Raw genomic sequence first — 18167 nt, 5'->3', positions numbered from 1 at the left:
GCTCCTTCTTATTAAGCTTCTGCAGACCGGTAATGAGAGTGTGCTTAAATTAGTAATTTTGCCGCCGATGATATCAAGAATATAGATAAATCTGATTGCCGTTACAATAATACATTTTTCAATAGCCCAACAGATTACTCTTTTGATTTATTATTTTCTTAACTGTTAACAGATCTTTTTTATCAGATACCATATATGCTTAATCTATAAGCAGGTATTCCTAAGTAGTCACATAGAAAAATATTATGTTAGTGATTCGAAATTCAATAGAAATTAGTATATACGAGGATAACAGTCATAAGATGCATATTTAAGGGACATAAGCCATATATACAATGAAAATGTGGTATATTCTTTAGAAAAAATAACTGTATGTGGTGGAAATGTAAGCTTCTATGGTGCTGATACTAAAACTGTGGAATTAATACAGGTGGATACAGGCAAATACATAAAAATGCAAGCTAATATCTAAATAATATGCAATAAGAGCATTCAATGTAATTGGTTTATTAAAACGTATCAACCTATGAAAGGTATTAACTATGTTAATTAAAGGGCAAAAAGATCTTCCTACCGGTATTAATTCATGCAATTTTAAATTATCCTTATGAAAAGCAATCTACAGGTATATACCTTACAGTCATTCTTACTATATAGTTTGCTACTTCTGTTTATTAGTACATATTATGAAGTAAGTGCGAAAGAGAAAAAAACTGATATATAAATCATCACTATTTTATAATATGGTATTTAAGCAGGGACAGTCGCGTTAAAGCATTGTTAGTATACCATATCTTTCATAGCAACAGTATTATTGTCTTTCAGTTGGACATTTAATGTCCTTATTTTACCTTGTACCAAGCTGCAAGGCATTGTTTTAGATATTAAGAATAAAGCGTTCTGTCATATTTATTTCCTGATATGATTGAATACTTGTTGGTGAGAGACTATAATTATCTGAAATGGATAGAAAAATAAATTTGTTGAGCTGGAGAGAAAATGTACAGAATTGCAGTGTGCGATGATGATGAGAATTTTTTAAAAGATATTACCCAAGATATAACCGCTTATTTTGAAAAAGAAGGGGTATATCATAAGTGTGTCGAATATAAATCAGGATTGGCTTTACTGGCGGATATAGAAGATAAGAAACTATATGATATTTATATTTTGGATATTGAAATGCCTGTATATTCAGGCATCGACATAACAAAGGAAATCACACAATATGATCCCACTCCTTTCATTATTTTTGTGACCTCCCATTTGAAATACGCTGTAGATTCCTACAATTATAACATATTCAGATTTATACCAAAGACTGAGTTAAAGGGCAGGCTTACTCTCGCCCTCAGAGCAGCATTTTCTAAACTGGATGAACAAAAAGAAAATTATTATTTTATCAGTAATAACCGGAGATTTGAGAAAATATCTTACAAAGACATTTTATATATTTATAAAGATGGAAAAAATTCTGTTTTTGTTTTATCGGAACAGGGGATAAAAGTAAGAAAGACACTGGAAATGGTATATAGGGAACTGGGAACTGGGGATTTCATTTTTATAGATAGGTGTACAATTGTAAATATTCAGTTAATTAAAAAAATTGATTGTAAAGCGGCAAAGATTAAGATGAAAAATGGCAAAGAGATCGATGTTGCCAGAATTAGAATACGTGAATTAATGAAAGAACTGAATTCCTATTGGGGGAAGCATATATGATGGCATTATTCTGGATAATCGAAGGTGTAGCTACATATTGTGAAAGTTTTGTTTGCTATTATTTGGGAAATGCTCTGTTTGATAACGAAGGACTACGAAAACATGGCTGGAAGTTGGCTGCTGTATTAACTTTTTTTATTTTATTGTTAAATCATGTCAGACTTTTTACTATATTTACACTACTGTTTGCGGTATTATTTGTTTCGTTGACAGAACATATTATATTTAAGATAAAGTTTATTGAAGCACTGGAAGTGGCCGGAGTTTATGTGGTATTTCTAAATATCATAGATTCATTTTCCAATTCTTTGTTAGGAGTTTTATGGGATGACTCTGCCTTTTTGGCAAATATAATCTCGGGTTTTTCCATGCAGCGGGTTGTTAGTATACTAGTATCAAAAGCGATATTGGTGCTGTTTTATCTATTACTCAAGCGGTTTACAAGGAAGTTTTTACCTGTGATTAGGACAAGAAAAACATTTGCAATTATAATAGGTGGCATACTTGGCTGGGGGTGTTTGAGAAACCTGTCGATAAAATCTATCAGTATTTCTACAACAATAAACTGGGCTATGTTCTTTTTTGTGGTGTGCACTGTTTGTTGCATATTATACGTCTCTATATGCTATAGAGACGAAAAGAATAGCAGAAGTTTTATTCAATTTTATAATTCGGTATTTACGGAGCAATATCGCGAACTGATGAAAAGCTATGAGAAAAATTCAAAAAATTTTCATGACATGCAGAATCATATGCTGGCTATAGACTGTCTGTTGGAGAAGCATGAGATTTCAAGAGCACAAGAGTATGTGAAGGCGTTGACGGATACAAACGATTTTTTAGAAACCAGTTGGACCGGAAATGAAATTATGGATCACATTCTTAACATAAAAAAGTTGAAGGCAGAGGAAGCACAAATTAATTTTACCATTGATGCGGATATTATTAGATACCAAAAGCTTAATGATCAGGTACTATGTATAGTTTTGGCAAATCTTTTGGATAACGCGATTGAAGCAAACTGCAGAATTAGTACCGGGGAGAGAGTTATCTGTGTGGTCATACGGTCAATTAATGATATGCTGGCAATAAAAATTATAAATGCCGCGGAAAAACCTAAAAGACAAGGCAATATACTGATGACTGCAAAATCTGATTCAGAAAGGCATGGCTGGGGGCTGAAAAGTGTTGAGGAGGCAGTGAAAAGTCATGATGGAGAGATTTCCTGGAAGTTTGAACAAAAGAGATTTATTGTGAATATAATATTTGTTTAGGCGATATTTTAGGTGCCAGATCCTGGGCGATTGAAGGATATTTACTAATATTAACATTATTTTATGGTATATGGGTGACAATATTATGTTAAGAAGAGTTGCAATTTATTGGACAGAATGTATGATTTCAGATGGGATCGTAGAGCGGAATAGGGAAGCGATTTATATATATGGAATTGAATTATTCTTGTCTACTATGGGTACTGTACTGAGTATGATTTTAATTTCTATACTTACGGATAATTTTCTGAATGGCATTCTTTTTTTGATAGTATCTATGTCACTTAAAATGACTGCTAACGGTTACCATGCAAAGACATATTTAGGCTGTTTCTTATTAACAAACGGCATTTTTATTTTTTACATCTACCTAATTAGCTTATATCCTATAAAGGGAGCAGGGCAGGTGCTGACAGCTTTCTTTGTAGTATCTGTGGTCTATATCTACACAAAAGCTCCGGTCGAACACCCAAATCATATATTGACAGAAGAAAAAAGAAAGAAGAACAGACGATATGCACATATAATACTAGCAATAGATTGCATGACAACGATTTTTCTATATGTTTTGGGACAAAAAAAGACAGTATATTCCTTATACATAACCATAATACTTTCGGCGTGTATAATGATGATAAAAAATAAGCCTGCAAATAAAAAGTCAATAGGAAAATGAAAAAAATTAAAATTTCTTATTGATTGAGTTTCAGGCACAACAAATAGACCACCGTTATCCGCTGGCCTGAAAGTATGTAGTATTCCTTATTCCGGAAGGGACATAAGATATTCCTTTACTCTTCCGTAATAGATACGCAAAAACTTATTGGCACCTGCAGTCATGTAGATATAGTAAGGCTTTCCCTGAGCACGTTTCTTATCTATAAACGCATATACAGGGTCATCTTGAGGTTTCGTTTTGACGAGACAGTCCATGACCTGAAACAAGGTTTTTCTAAGAGACGATGAACCGCGTTTGGAAGTTGGAACACTTTTTTGTTCATAGTTTCCCGATTCATTGACTCCCAGATCTACGCCAACAAATGCAGTGATAGCACTTTTGTGTGTGAAACGTGTGACATCTCCAATCTCAGCCATAAGCTGAGGACCAAGAGACGGACCAACACCCTTCATGCCCATAACAACGGGATATTCAGGCAGCTTGGCGGCTGTTTCATTCATCAGGGTACGGAGTGCTTCCACGGCCTTGGAGGCAGTGTTCAATTGTTCTATGGCCTGTTTCACAATCAGCTTGGTTAAATCATCTTTTGGAAGTACAGGAACAAGCTCCTTGGCAGCTCCATAGATTTCTTCAGCTTTGTCTTTGCTGAAGTAGTACTTCCTGCGTTTGCACCATTTCTGATAATGGTCGACAAATGCGTTTAATGACAGTTTACGAACACCGTCCACATGCCAGTATGCAGTGGCAAAATCAACCCACTTCTGGCTGCCGTCCTCACGTGCAGGACTATCAAAGTAAGTATTAACACCAGGGTAAGTCTGATCGAGGATGCCGATGAGGTTATTCTTCATAGCTGTTCTATGTTTCATATAGAAGCCAAACTGACGGTTCATGGTCTTTAATTGATTACGTATTTCGTCCATAAGACTATACTGTTTCAATTCCGTCCAACTGTCAAGAGTGTAACGGGCAATTTTTACAGCATCAGCTTTATCAGATTTTACTTTGCGGAGAGAATTATCTCCAAAATCTTTAATGAGCTTAGGATTTATGGCAGTTACAAAAAGCCCAGCCAGGGAAAGCTCACGGGCGAGTGGTTCGTAGTAACGGCCAGTGTGTTCCATAACAATGCGGGATTCACCTTCAATCGATTTGATCATTTCAATTAAGGATTGGATATTACCGGAAGTATGCTCGATATCAAAGGGAGAAGAAACGATTTCTCCATAAGGCCTTAGAATGAAGGCCATACTTTTGCCTTTGGAAACATCAATACCAACTGCGTTTATGTTCATAAATAAATCACTCCTTAAGATTATTGCAATAGATAGGTACCAGTTTTACTCATTGCCTATTCAATCTACTGTGGTGTGACACGAACGTACCGGAGGCAGTTCAACCTGCATAAAACGAACGCTGCAAATGAGGAGCTGGTTATCAGTCTTATTTACGGACGCGAAGTCCAGGGAGGAAACCGATATACCGATTGCTCCATCATTATAACAGCTTAAGCAACAAGATGGATAATTCCTTACTGGCTGTAAGGGATATTAACCATAAATACATTGTAGTAGGAGGAATGAAGGGTGAGGATTTTAAATGTTTTAGCACATATCGCAGAATTTTTTGCTATATCAGGTGCAGGGTTGGCATCATGGGGGGATAATTATCAACCAGAGGTCCCAGAGGAACTGAAATAATTCTTATAAAAGTCACCTTTATCCTTGTACTAGGAATAAAGGTGACTTTTTTATCGAATGGGCTGTTTTTATAAATTTGATTTTGAATTTAGCAATTTATAAGCGTTATAAATAGCTCGATTAAACAATTACTATTTTAAGCAGTGATTAATATTATGAATAATAAGAACTTAAGAAAGTAAGGAATGCATTGAGGTGTTAGGAGAAGAAATGTTTTGATTATTGTTCACGGACAAATTAATAGTGTTAGAAGGGCATTTGTTAACGAACAAAGATTCTTGTGATAAATTAGAAACAGTTATTTGTATCTTTTGTATTCAAAAACAATATAGGTCAAATAGAAAATGAAGATTGTTTAAATGTAATTAAACTAAAGAGGTGATTCCAATGGGACTCTAAGAACATATAATTACATTTTGTAAAACTTTATAAAGTTACTTTATACCCTACTGCATTATTGCTGTAGGCTACATAGATCCTAAATCTTTAATTAATTAGTTTGAGGATCAGATTCACTTTTGAAAGGAGAATATACTATGAAGATAGCAAGAAAGTTTTTAATGCCTCTTATTATGATCTGTATGGTAATGATACAAGTATTTCCTTCGTTTGCATCAGAAGATATTAATGCAAATGAATTTATTCCTTTGGAAACATTAAAAGGTATAACAACTTTTATAGATGAACCTGTAAAAGCTGTGAATCAAAATGTTAGTGCATTAGCCTCTAAAAGTAAAACAGCCAACATTGTTGGGAATTATGGTGGTAAAAAAGTAGGGACTATTACGCTTAACTATCAGACACAAATCATTGGAGGAAGACCGCAGTTTATATATGATACATGCGAATACGAAATCAGTTCGGTAGGTTTAAACGTGATAACAATAACTGACGTAGTATATTCAAATGATAATATAAGAATCACATTTTCTATAAGGCTTGGTCCGTCATATGATGTTGCAACAGTTAATTTTACACCGTAATTCAATCATCACATATTTTAATAATTGAGATAATGAGGCGTTGAAAATGATAAAGTGCAATTATTGTAAGTTTGAAAATCTAAATGGTACCAGATATTGTCAGAAGTGCGGGAAGAGACTTTCCGGTCACACCTCATTATTTGGCTGGAAGGCGTTGCAACCACTGGCTGGAACCGGTGCGCGAGGTACATCGATAGCTCCTATTGCGGCGCTTACAATTGATGAACAGGCTCAAGAACTGGGGGTTGATAAAAGCCCTGCGAATGTACAAAGAGTCAACGTTATACCACTACCGGATGGATCATGGTTTTGTCCTGAATGTGGAGACCATAACAAACCTTATTCACGGATATGCAGTGGCTGCGGTAGAGACTTTGAATAACTGAATAGATTAGGAAAATATCACTTTTTGTTCTGATACAAAGGCAAGAGGTGATATTTTTTTACGTAAACTATAGTAAAAATCCCCCATCCAGTGGAAATCCGGTCCGAGTTGTGATAGAATGCTACAAGACAAGAAATGACAAAGTGATGTAAAGGAGCATGAAAATATGGGAAAGATAAAAGTAACACCGTGTGATATTAAAGGGCTTTATGTGATTGAACCGTCTGTATTTCCGGATTCCAGGGGATATTTTATGGAGACTTATAACCAGAATGATTTTAAGGAAGCAGGACTTAACATGGTATTTGTGCAGGACAACCAGTCCATGTCTGTGAAGGGTGTGCTTCGCGGCCTTCATTTCCAGAAGCAGTTTCCACAGGGAAAGCTGGTGCGGGCCGTGCGCGGAAGCGTCTTTGATGTGGCAGTGGATCTTCGTTCTGATTCCGAGACGTATGGGAAATGGTTTGGCGTTGAACTGACTGCAGAGAATAAAAAGCAGTTTTATATCCCGGAGGGCTTTGCCCACGGTTTCCTGGTTCTGTCCGATGAGGCGGAATTTGCTTACAAATGTACGGATTTCTATCATCCGGGCGACGAGGGCGGAATTCTCTGGAGCGATCCGGAGATTGGCATCGACTGGCCGATTGAGGAAGGTATGGAACTGATCATTTCCGATAAGGACCAGAAGTGGAGCGGTATTCGGGATACATTTAAATTTTAACCGGAGAGGAGCGGACCATGGATTATCTGGTTTCCTTATGTAAAGAAATTGTACACAAGAGAAAATTGATTCTGGATCTGGCAAAGGCGGACTTTAAGAAGCGGTTTGTAGGTTCTTATTTCGGTATCGTGTGGATGTTTTTGCAGCCGCTTGCGACTGTGATCGTCTATTTTTGCGTATTCCAGCTGGGATTTAAGAGTGTGCCGCCAGTGGACTACCCTTACGTGTTGTGGTTGATTCCAGGCATTATGCCATGGTTTTACTTCAGTGAGGTGTTAAACTCGGGAACTAATTGTTTGCAGGAGTACAGCTATTTGGTCAAGAAGGTGGTGTTCCGTGTGGAGATACTGCCAGTTATCAAGATGCTGTCCTGTATGATGGTACATGGAATTTTCGCCATTATCATGATTGTTGTCTTCCTGGCATACCGTATACCGCCCAGGTTCAGCTGGTTACAGATTATTTATTATACATTTGCATGTTCCATGCTCTCGCTGGCTGTGACGTATTTCACCAGCGCTATCAATGTATTTTTCAAAGACATGGCGCAGATTATAGGAATTATGCTGCAGTTTGGAATGTGGATGGTACCCATTATGTGGGCGCCGGAGATACTACCTAATGCGCCTGCGTGGCTGACACCACTGTTAAAATTTAATCCATTCTACTACATCGTGGCCGGTTACCGCGACAGCATGCTGACCGGGGACGGATTCTGGATGCGGCCGACACTGGGAATCTACTTCTGGGCGGTGACCATCATTTTGATGCTGATCGGACTGAAGGTATTTAAAAAGCTGCGGCCGCATTTTTCCGATGTACTGTAAGAGGCCCGAAATGGAGGACTAAGATTCGTGAAATCAAAAAATAGTGCGATTTCGGTAAAGGATGTTACAAAGATTTACCGGCTATACGAAAAGCCCATCGACCGTTTAAAAGAGACGATGAGCATTACCCATAAAAATTATCACAGAGATTTCTACGCGCTAAACGGAATTTCCTTTGATGTAAATAAAGGCGAGACGGTGGGAATCATTGGAACAAATGGTTCCGGTAAGTCCACCATCTTAAAGATTATTACCGGGGTTCTGACCCCGACGACCGGCGAGGTGGAGGTGGACGGAGTGATTTCCGCCTTACTGGAGCTGGGAGCCGGATTCAACATGGATTACACTGGCATTGAAAATATCTTTATGAACGGCACCATGATGGGCTTCTCCAGAAAGGAGATGGAGGCGAAGCTTCAGGATATTCTGGAGTTTGCCGATATCGGAGATTTCGTCTATCAGCCCGTTAAGACGTATTCCAGCGGTATGTTTGTTCGGCTGGCTTTTGCGCTTGCTATTAATGTGGAGCCGGAGATTCTGATCGTTGACGAGGCGCTGTCAGTGGGCGACGTCTTCTTTCAGGCCAAGTGCTACCGCCGTATGGAGGAGATCAGGAAGAACGGCACCACCATTCTGATGGTTACCCACGATATGGGCGCTATTATTAAGTATTGCGACCGCGTCGTGGTGCTGAACAAAGGCGCATTTATCGCCCAGGGAGAACCGGGGAAGATGGTTGATTTATATAAGAAGATTCTGGCGAATCAGATGGATCAGCTGGAAGACGAGCTGGTGGAACTGAATTCAGAGGAGATGAGTGATTTCTCGGGAGACAGCGCTGCCGGACAGAGGCGGAAGGCGGAAGCCCACAGCGGCCTCATGAAGGAAAAACTGACGATCAATCCCGCAAAGACAGAATATGGCGACGGACGGGCGGAGATCGTGGATTTCGGCCTTTTTGACGAGCGGGGTAATTTGACGAACCTGCTTTTAAAGGGCGAGATGTTTACGATTAAAGAACGGATCCATTTTAACACCAGTCTGGATACCCCGATTTTTACGTATACGATCAAGGATAAACGGGGAGCTGATTTGACGGGAACCAATACCATGTATGAATCGGCGGATGTGAAGCCGGTGAAGAATGGCGACGAATACGAGGTGGAATTCAGTCAGAAGATGAATCTTCAGGGAGGCGAATATCTGCTATCCATGAGCTGTACCGGATTTGAAAATGGGGAGCACGTGGTATATCACCGCCTGTATGATATTGCAAATATAACGGTAATTTCCAATAAGAACACAGTGGGCGTCTACGATATGGAATCGGAAGTGAAGGTGGCCCTGAAACGGGGAGTCGCTGTACTAAGCGGTCAAAGAACGCCCGCTAAGTACCAGTGACATGTATCGCACGTAAGAGACCAAAAGACGGTCTCTAAGTGCTCATAACAAGGAGGAAAATGATATGGGGAGCATCAGTTCCGAAATAAAAGATCTCCTGATAAAGTATCACGGCGACACGAAGCTGGCGATTAAGGAAGAGCCGGAGCCCGCATACTTTTATGCGTTATCGGATACCCGGGAAAATGTACTGGAATGGTTTGATTTCAAACCGGAAGCCTCTCTTCTGGAGGTCGGATCCGGCTGCGGGGCTTTAACCGGCCTTTACAGCAGACGGGTGAAGGACGTGACCGTTCTGGACGAAGATCTGGAGGATCTGGAAGTGAACCGCCTCCGCCATGGCGCCTGCGGGAATATTCAGTATGTGAAGGGCAGCCTTGACACGTATGAGGGCGGCGCATTCGATTACGTGGTGATGGCCGGATCCCTGAAAATGCCGTATGAAGCGCAGATTAACAGGGCTAAATCTCTGCTGAAGCCGGGCGGAACCCTGATGGTAGCGGTGGATAACCGTCTTGGCCTCAAATATAAGTCGGGCGTGAAACCGGATGAGACCTGCCTGCTTAAGACGGAGCTGACGGAGCTTCTGTGCAGCGCCTCTGACGGAAAATGCGGCAAACTCGAGTACTATTATCCCATGCCGGATTACCGTCTGCCCGTGACCATCTATTCGGATGAGCATCTTCCTGCGAAGGGAGAGCTGGCTCACGCGGTTCTCGCTTACGATTATCCGGAGTATATCCGGTTTGATCCGGGAAAATTTTTCGACGAAATATGTGAAGCCGGACTGTTTGAAGCGTTTGCAAACTCATTTTTAGCCATATGGAGCAGCTATGAAGAATACTAAGTATATTAAATACAACAGGACCCGCCGGGAAGAGTTTCAGATACGGACCTGTATCGTGGAAGAGGACGGGAAACAGTATGTGGAGAAAACGGCTTTAAACGAGCAGGCAGTCTCCCATATCCGGTCGATGAAGGAAAAATATGACCGTCTGACCGATCAGAGTCCTCTGGGCGTGGCCCTGGTGACGCTGGATCAGGAGGGACGCACTGCACGTTTCCCATTTCTGAAGGGGGAGACCATGGCCGAGATCCTGGGCCGCAAAATAAAAGAGGAACGTGTCCCGGTGGAGGAACTGAAGAAAGCCATGGAACTGGTCCTGGAGGTTCGGGAAGGTTTCTTAAGACCGTTTGTGGAAACCGCTGAGTTTGTCACGGTGTTTGGCCGGTATACGGGTTCAGAAGGGAAGGCAGAAGCGGGCTTCGACGGGAAATCAGTAGCTGATTCGAGTGTGGAACAGGACGAGGCATTTGTTGCTTCCAATGTGGACTGCCTGTTCGAGAACATCTTGGTAACCGAAGACGGCCCGTGCTGTCTCGACTATGAATGGGTGTTCTTTTTCCCGATTCCGGTGCGCTTTATCCGTTACCGTATGCTGTATTATTTCTATGAGCAGTACAGAAGCCTTCTGGGAGAGACGACTCTGCCGGAGTTTATGGTGAATTTCGGCATCCGGCCGGAGATGATTCCGGTTTATGGAGAGATGGAACACCATTTCCAGGAGTATGTTCATGGAGAGAACCAGAAGATCTATCTGACGAATTACATGCACGATGTCCATATAATTCCGGAAGACATGAACGAGGTAAAGCGGGCGGTAGAAAAGCAGCGGGAATGGGTAAAACAGCTCCATCTGGAGATTGAGGAAAAGGATTTGTCCATCCGCAAGCAGATCGAGCTGAAGCGTCTGACGGACAATCATGTGACGAATCTGGAAGTGATGATCGGTAATCTCCGCCAGGATAACGAGAACATGGCCCAGACGATTGCAGTCTTAAACCGCCATGAAGCCATCATTTTCAAGGTGAAGAGAAAGCTGGGAGAGAAATTCAACCAGAAGTTTCCCAAGGGAACCAGAAAAAGGAAGATCCTGGGATATGTGAAGAATACATTCCGCCATCCGGTGAAGTCCTTTCACTTATACACCACTCCCGAGGGGCGGAATCTCATTGAGGGAGACATGAAGATCGGCGAGGGGTACCGGATTCATGGAAAACTCAGGTTTAAAGAAGAGAACGAGCCGATGGTATCCATCGTCATTCCGGTATACAATCAGATTGATTATACGTATGTCTGCCTGGCCTCTATTTTGGAACACACCACGGATGTATCGTATGAGGTGATTATCGCGGATGATGTCTCGACGGATGCCACTATGGAGCTGTCGAAATTTGTGGAACACGTGACCATCTGCAGAAATGAGACGAATCAGGGATTCTTACGCAACTGCAATCAGGCGGCGAAGGCGGCCCGCGGAAAATACGTGATGTTCTTGAATAACGACACCCAGGTCACACCGGGATGGCTTAAGAGCCTGGTGGACTTAATCGAGCGCGATCCGTCGATTGGTATGGTGGGGTCCAAACTGGTTTATCCGGATGGGCGGCTTCAGGAGGCGGGCGGAATCATCTGGAGCGATGGTTCCGGCTGGAATTACGGCCGTCTGGACGATCCGGATAAGCCGGAATATAATTACGTAAAAGATGTGGACTATATTTCAGGAGCCGCAATTCTCTTATCCAACAATCTGTGGAAACAGATCGGCGGTTTCGACGACCGGTTTGCGCCTGCGTACTGTGAAGATTCCGACCTTGCTTTCGAGGTGAGAAAGGCTGGTTACCGGGTGGTATATCAGCCGCTTTCGAAGGTAATCCATTTTGAAGGCATTTCCAATGGAACCGATGTGAGTGGCAGCGGCCTTAAGCGGTACCAGGTGGAAAATTCCGTGAAGTTAAAGGAAAAATGGGCGGATGAATTCAGGAAGCAGTGTGTAAACAACGGTAATCCAGACCCATTCCGGGCACGCGAGCGGAGCCAGGGAAAGGATATTATCCTGGTGATCGATCACTACGTTCCTACATATGACAGGGACGCGGGGTCTAAAACCACCTTCCAGTATTTAAAGATGTTCCTGGAAAAGGGATATGTGGTAAAATTTTTAGGCGACAATTTCCTTCACGAGGAGCCGTATTCCACTGTACTGATGCAGATGGGTATAGAAATCCTCTATGGACGCGACTATCAGGTGAAAATCTGGGACTGGCTGAAGGAGCATGGGGGTGACATCACAGCCGCCTATTTAAACAGGCCTCATATTGCGGAAAAATACGTGGACTTTATGGAGGAACACACCAATATCAAGATGATTTACTACGGCCATGATCTTCATTTCCTGAGAGAGGGCCGTGAATACCAGCTGACCGGGGACGAAAAGAAGCGGGATGCGTCGGAATACTGGAAAGCCATCGAATTCCGCATCATGCGGAAGGCGGCGGTATCGTATTATCCGTCCTATGTGGAGCGCGACGCGATCCATATGATCGATCCCACAATCCGGGTAAAGGCAATCGTAGCCTATGTATTCGAAAAATTCTTAGAGTCGGTCCCGGATGACTTTGAGAAGAGGGAAGGGCTGCTGTTTGTAGGCGGCTTCGCCCATCCGCCGAATGCGGATGCGGTTCTCTGGTTCGCGCGCGAGATATTCCCTAAGATCCGTGAAAAACTGGAAGTCCCCTTCTACATCGTCGGATCAAAGGTGACAGAGGAAATCCAGTCCCTGGAGCAGCCGGGAAACGGTATCATTGTGAAGGGCTTCGTCTCTGAAGAAGAACTCTCCGAGCTGTACCGTACCTGCCGGATCGTGGTAGTTCCCCTGCGCTACGGCGCCGGAGTCAAAGGCAAGGTCATCGAGGCGCTTTATAACGGCGCGCCTGTCGTTACAACCTCGATCGGCGCGGAAGGAATCGCGGAGGCTGAATCGGTCATGTGCATCAAGGACGCCCCGGAAGAATTTGCCGAAGAGACGGTCTGCCTCTACCAGGACCCGGAGAGTCTCCGTGAACTGAGCCGGAAAACGCAGGATTATATTCGCGAGTATTATAGCGTGGATGCGGCGTGGAGTGTGGTGGAGGAAGACTTTAGAGGAATGGAAAAGATATAGCGTAAGTATATGCGTAAGAAGATGTGAAGTATAAAATATTATAAAAAGCCAGTGACTCCTGTTATTTAAGAGCCACTGGCCTTTTTTGCGGTCAGACAGGCGCTTTACAGTCAGACAAGCGTTTTGCGGACTGATTTTACGCGGCACTGTTTTTTGAAAAATGCAATTCCATAGTTAAGAACTTCTGTGTAGCCTTCCTCTGGCAGCCAGTCGTTGTAATGGTTTGCTTCGATCTGTTTCAGAGCGGCGTCACAGGCGGTCTCCATACCTTTGTAGGTATCGGACACCTTCAGCTCCAGAATAATGGGGGGCTTCGATACATTGAGACTGCGTATCGCAATGTCGTATCGCCCAAGTCCGGCCTCTCTGTTAGACGTTACAAGGTATTCCTTCAAATTCTCTAAAATTCCCAGAAAAAAACCGTGGTAGAATGCTTCGCCTCCATCCATATAGCTGATGGAGTTTATTAGCAGCTCCGACAACTCCTTCTGGAAGCTTTCCGCCTCACCGCTTAAAAGTGCCTGATAAAGAGCGGTCATATCCCTTGTTTTTATCAGATCACGAAACCAGTTCATAACTGTGCTGTTATAGATATACCGTACCTCTCTGTTGGGAATGGCCAGGCGGACATATGGGATATCCTCTTCCAGCCTGACGGAAATCTGTTTCAGGTAACCGGTAAAGAACAGAAAATTCCAGAGATTATCCTCAGAATCATAGATATCTCCGTATGTGATGTCTTCGTGAACCGGTTTTTCTATGGTGCCGTCGGCTATAAGATTTTCGATTTCAGCTTTTACCTGGAAGTCCGCCCGCTCTACCAGGTCCTTTACTATGGCATTGGAACTGGTATTTTTCCAATAAGGGGACGGAAATGCTGCCGGGTTTATTGACAGAGCTTTTACGTAATTAATCACGCTCCAGGGATTATAAACTTCGGCATTCCCGAACAGGTATCCATCGTACCATTCCTTTAGTTCCATCTGCTTTTCCGCTCTGTGATAATCCTGGAGCATCTGATCGGCTTCCTCCTGCAGGAAACCAAAATGTTCTCCGTAGGCATCAGACAGAATGGAATGAATCTCCAGATTGTTCAGACCTGTAAAAATGGATTCTTTCGAAACCCTTAAACAACCGGTCATCACTGCAAATTCCAGGCATGGATTTGTCTTGAGCGCCGATTCAAAAACGGAACGGATAAAACTTATCATCTGGTCATAAAAACCCGCGAACCAGGAGTTTTCCAGAGGTACATCGTATTCATCGATGAGGATAACGGTTTTTGCATCATAACATTTCGTCAGACATTCAGAGAGAAAACGGATTGAGGTAGCGTATTCCTGTTCACTGCCTTCTTCTTTTGCTATTCTCATATATTTATCCTTTTCCAGCTCTAATTTTCCGCTGTCAAGAATCGATATATGGCGTTTGTATTCTCTGGCGATTTCTTCACGCAGGCAGCCGAAGGCCAGTTCATAGGAGGGCTGTTTTCCTGATTTTAAGGAGAGGTTTATGACTGGATACGCATTCATTTTTGCCAGATAAGTGTCGCCGGCTTCCATAATTTTCATTCCATGAAATAAAAAACGATTGCGTTCATTCCATTCAGCTTCCCCTGTATTTTCAAAATAGTACTGGAGCATGCTTATATTCAGGGTTTTGCCGAATCGGCGGGGACGGGTAAATAAGTTCACTTTCCCCCTCAGATCGAGCAGTTCCTTTATGAACCAGGTTTTATCTACGTAGTAGTAGCCACCGAGAATTAATTCATCAAAGCGGTCAATTCCGACAGGCAGTGGTTTATATTTCATAAAGACGACCTCCTTTTGCCAAGTCAATGGTATCGTATCCTTTGCTAATTATATCAGAAAGCCAGGGGGTTCTCAATCGTTTCAATCAGGTATTATGTAGAAGTACACTGCAAAATTATTTCAAAATCCTTAAGATGGTGGATTGTTCCCCGCAATCTATGGTATAATGTGATGCAAAATGGATTATTATGCAGTTTTGCAGCTGTTACAGATATTTTTATATAGCAGGAGGAAATCATACGATGCAGGCAGTATTACTGGCAGGTGGACTGGGAACCAGGCTTCGTTCCGTGGTGGCTGACCGACCGAAGCCCATGGCGCTCATTGGGGATAAGCCGTTTATGGAGTATGTGGTGCGGGAGCTGAAGAATCATGGAATCACGGAAATCGTTTTCGCTGTTGGATATAAAGGCTCTATGGTGGAAGAATATTTTGGTGACGGAGAACGTCTGGGAATCAAGGTTTCCTATGCGTATGAGGAGACTCTGTTAGGCACTGCAGGTGCCATTAAGAATGCCGGCCATCTGGTGACGGATGAGCGTTTTTTCGTCTTAAATGCGGATACCTTTTATCAGATTCAGTATGACCGTCTGGTGAAGATGAGCCAGGAGAAGAATCTGGACATGGCGCTTGTACTCCGTGAGGTACCCGATGTGTCGCGGTATGGCCGGGCTGTCCTGGAAGGAGACCGTCTGACTGCGTTTGATGAAAAGACGGAAGGTGCCAGTCCGGGGACGATAAACGGCGGGGTTTATTACATGAAACGCGCCCTGCTGGACGAGATACCGGAGGGAAAGGTTTCCTTAGAGCATGATATGATTCCAAAATGGCTTTCCGGCGGGGAGAAGGCTCTCGGCGGAATTGTAAACGACGGATATTTCATTGATATCGGAATTCCGGAGGACTATTACCGTTTCATAGATGATGTGGAGAAAGGGGCAGTAACTGTATGATAATCAGAGGAAGAGCGCCGCTTCGGGTCAGTTTTGGCGGCGGAGGCACGGATGTGGCGCCGTTCTGCGTGGAGCAGGGCGGAGCGATCATTGGAAGCACGATCAACAAGTATGCGTATTGTTCCATCGTTCCCAGGAATGACGATCAGATAATCGTCCATTCGCTGGACTTCGATATGACGGTGAAATACAATACAAAGGAAAACTACGTTTACGACGGCCGCCTGGATCTCGTAACGGCGGCGTTAAAGGCCATGGACATCAAGCAGGGATGCGAGGTATACCTGCAGTGCGACGCACCTCCAGGATCCGGTCTTGGAACGTCTTCGACGGTTATGGTGGCGCTGCTGATTGCCATGGCGAAGTGGAAGGGCGTTTATTTAGACGGTTATGCCCTGGCCGATCTGGCATACCAGGTGGAACGGGAAGACTTAAAGATTGACGGCGGCTATCAGGATCAGTACGCGGCTACCTTCGGCGGATTTAACTTCATTGAATTCCATGGACGCAACAATGTGGTGGTGAATCCGCTGCGCATTAAGAAGGAAATCATCCACGAGCTGCAGTATAATTTACTGCTGTGCTATACGGGAAATATCCATGTGTCCGCCAATATCATCAAGGATCAGGTGAAGAACTACGAGAAGAAGGACGCGTTCGACGCCATGTGTGAGGTGAAGGCGCTGGCTTATGCCTTAAAGGACGAGCTTTTAAAGGGGAACTTATACAGCTTCGGCAAGCTGCTGGACTACGGATGGCAGAGCAAGAAGCGCATGAGCAGCAAGATCACCACTCCGCAGATCAACGAACTCTATGATGAGGCGCTGAAGGCGGGGGCTCTTGGCGGGAAGCTGCTGGGCGCGGGCGGAGGCGGATATCTGCTGGTATACTGTCCCTACAATGTGCGCCATAAAGTGGCGGCCAGGCTGGAAGCGGCGGGCGGTCAGCTGACGGACTGGAATTTCGAACTCAGAGGCGCCCAGGCATGGGTGACGGATGAGGAACGGTGGAATTACGACAGTGTGAAGGTGCACATGCCTAACGGAGACTACACATTTAATCTGTAAAACGGGAACCTATGTAATTTGAATAAAAAAATATATTACAGGAAGACGATGCATGGACAGAGTTATTTTTTTAGACCGGGATGGAACCATTAACGAAGAGGTGGAGTATTTACACAGGCCGGAGGATTTAAGACTTCTTCCCGGTGTGGGAGAGGCCATCCGGCGTCTGCGGGAGCATGGATTTGCCGTCGTTGTGGTGACGAATCAGGCGGGAGTCGCAAGAGGGTATTATGAGGAAGAAGACGTAACTGTGCTCCATGACTTTATGAATGAGCAGTTAAAAGAGCAGGGCGCCTGTATAGACCATTTTTTCTACTGCCCCCATCACCCGGTTCACGGAATTGGAAAATACCGGGTGGCATGCCATTGCCGTAAACCGGAGACCGGAATGTTTCTCATGGCGGAGCAGTTCTATCAGGTGGATAAGGCCAATTCCTATATGATCGGCGATAAGCTGCTGGATGTGGAAGCAGGCCATAACTACGGCGTGAAATCCGTGCTTGTGGGGACCGGATACGGCGCAGAGACTGTGGCAGACATGACGGAGGAGGAACAGAAGAACGCATTCGAACACTACTCCCCGAATCTGCTGTCTGCGGCGGACTGGATAATCGGAGAAACCACGACAAAACGCCCATAA

16 protein-coding genes are annotated in these 18167 nt (G+C 43.5%); 14 read left to right on the top strand and 2 right to left on the bottom strand.

All coding sequences use genetic code 11. The features are described 5' to 3' along the window. Window positions 1-999 precede the first annotated feature (999 nt). The 3 genes from M1L66_RS29350 to M1L66_RS29340 all read left to right on the top strand — a co-directional run bounded on the left by M1L66_RS29350 (window position 1000) and on the right by M1L66_RS29340 (window position 3672). A complete protein-coding gene (locus M1L66_RS29350) occupies window positions 1000-1722 on the top strand; it encodes a LytR/AlgR family response regulator transcription factor (RefSeq protein WP_434689147.1) in 723 nt (240 codons plus the stop codon). Beyond that, window positions 1719-2996, top strand: a complete 1278-nt coding sequence (locus M1L66_RS29345) for a sensor histidine kinase (protein WP_434689145.1) — start codon at window positions 1719-1721, stop codon at window positions 2994-2996. The genes M1L66_RS29350 and M1L66_RS29345 overlap by 4 nt, the downstream gene beginning before the upstream one ends. A gap of 85 nt (window positions 2997-3081) precedes the next feature. Beyond that, window positions 3082-3672: an accessory gene regulator B family protein gene (locus M1L66_RS29340; RefSeq protein ID WP_434689143.1), complete on the top strand. Its 591-nt coding sequence runs from the start codon at window positions 3082-3084 to the stop codon at window positions 3670-3672. A gap of 86 nt (window positions 3673-3758) precedes the next feature. Here M1L66_RS29340 and M1L66_RS29335 read toward each other — a convergent pair whose 3' ends face one another. After that, complete coding sequence (locus tag M1L66_RS29335) at window positions 3759-4964, bottom strand: IS110 family transposase (RefSeq protein ID WP_434694346.1); 1206 nt, start codon at window positions 4962-4964, stop codon at window positions 3759-3761. A gap of 297 nt (window positions 4965-5261) precedes the next feature. Here M1L66_RS29335 and M1L66_RS29330 point away from each other — a divergent pair, with 297 nt between their 5' ends. The 8 genes from M1L66_RS29330 (at window position 5262) to M1L66_RS29295 (ending at window position 13696) form a co-directional block, all read left to right on the top strand. Then, window positions 5262-5375 carry a cyclic lactone autoinducer peptide gene (locus M1L66_RS29330; RefSeq protein ID WP_434689141.1) on the top strand — a complete coding sequence of 38 codons (114 nt, stop codon included), beginning with the start codon at window positions 5262-5264 and terminating at the stop codon, window positions 5373-5375. 536 nt (window positions 5376-5911) lie between these two features. Then, window positions 5912-6358, top strand: coding sequence for a hypothetical protein (locus M1L66_RS29325; RefSeq protein ID WP_434689139.1), 447 nt, complete (start codon window positions 5912-5914; stop codon window positions 6356-6358). 46 nt (window positions 6359-6404) lie between these two features. Next, window positions 6405-6740, top strand: a complete 336-nt coding sequence (locus tag M1L66_RS29320; protein ID WP_242867857.1) for a double zinc ribbon domain-containing protein — start codon at window positions 6405-6407, stop codon at window positions 6738-6740. A 169-nt stretch (window positions 6741-6909) separates the two neighbouring features. Beyond that, on the top strand, window positions 6910-7464 hold the full coding sequence (gene rfbC, locus M1L66_RS29315; protein WP_002604796.1) for a dTDP-4-dehydrorhamnose 3,5-epimerase: 555 nt from the start codon (window positions 6910-6912) through the stop codon (window positions 7462-7464). 17 nt (window positions 7465-7481) lie between these two features. Then, window positions 7482-8291: an ABC transporter permease gene (locus tag M1L66_RS29310; protein ID WP_187020180.1), complete on the top strand. Its 810-nt coding sequence runs from the start codon at window positions 7482-7484 to the stop codon at window positions 8289-8291. Between the two features lie 27 nt (window positions 8292-8318). Beyond that, window positions 8319-9692, top strand: coding sequence for an ABC transporter ATP-binding protein (locus M1L66_RS29305; protein ID WP_187020178.1), 1374 nt, complete (start codon window positions 8319-8321; stop codon window positions 9690-9692). Between the two features lie 64 nt (window positions 9693-9756). After that, window positions 9757-10539, top strand: coding sequence for a class I SAM-dependent methyltransferase (locus M1L66_RS29300; RefSeq protein ID WP_434689137.1), 783 nt, complete (start codon window positions 9757-9759; stop codon window positions 10537-10539). Then, on the top strand, window positions 10526-13696 hold the full coding sequence (locus tag M1L66_RS29295) for a glycosyltransferase (RefSeq protein ID WP_434689135.1): 3171 nt from the start codon (window positions 10526-10528) through the stop codon (window positions 13694-13696). The genes M1L66_RS29300 and M1L66_RS29295 overlap by 14 nt, the downstream gene beginning before the upstream one ends. Window positions 13697-13806: 110 nt before the next feature. Here M1L66_RS29295 and M1L66_RS29290 read toward each other — a convergent pair whose 3' ends face one another. After that, the gene (locus M1L66_RS29290; RefSeq protein WP_434689133.1) at window positions 13807-15507 is read right to left on the bottom strand and encodes an AAA family ATPase; all 1701 of its coding nucleotides are present in this window, start codon (window positions 15505-15507) and stop codon (window positions 13807-13809) included. Window positions 15508-15749: 242 nt separating this feature from the next. On the opposite strand from M1L66_RS29290, the gene M1L66_RS29285 reads away from it, so the two are divergent. The 3 genes from M1L66_RS29285 to gmhB are packed head-to-tail and all read left to right on the top strand — an operon-like array spanning window position 15750 to window position 18167. Further along, complete coding sequence (locus M1L66_RS29285) at window positions 15750-16460, top strand: nucleotidyltransferase family protein (protein ID WP_434689131.1); 711 nt, start codon at window positions 15750-15752, stop codon at window positions 16458-16460. After that, complete coding sequence (locus M1L66_RS29280) at window positions 16457-17527, top strand: D-glycero-alpha-D-manno-heptose-7-phosphate kinase (protein WP_002604790.1); 1071 nt, start codon at window positions 16457-16459, stop codon at window positions 17525-17527. Before M1L66_RS29285 ends, M1L66_RS29280 begins: the two co-directional genes overlap by 4 nt. A 52-nt stretch (window positions 17528-17579) precedes the next feature. Beyond that, window positions 17580-18167, top strand: coding sequence for a D-glycero-beta-D-manno-heptose 1,7-bisphosphate 7-phosphatase (gmhB, locus tag M1L66_RS29275; RefSeq protein WP_187020171.1), 588 nt, complete (start codon window positions 17580-17582; stop codon window positions 18165-18167).

This window comes from Hungatella sp. SB206, from assembly GCF_051132295.1.
Taxonomy (GTDB): Bacteria; Bacillota; Clostridia; order Lachnospirales; family Lachnospiraceae; genus Hungatella; species Hungatella effluvii.
The sequence above is the reverse complement of the archived record's forward strand: the minus strand, read 5'-3'. Positions and strand labels throughout refer to the sequence as shown.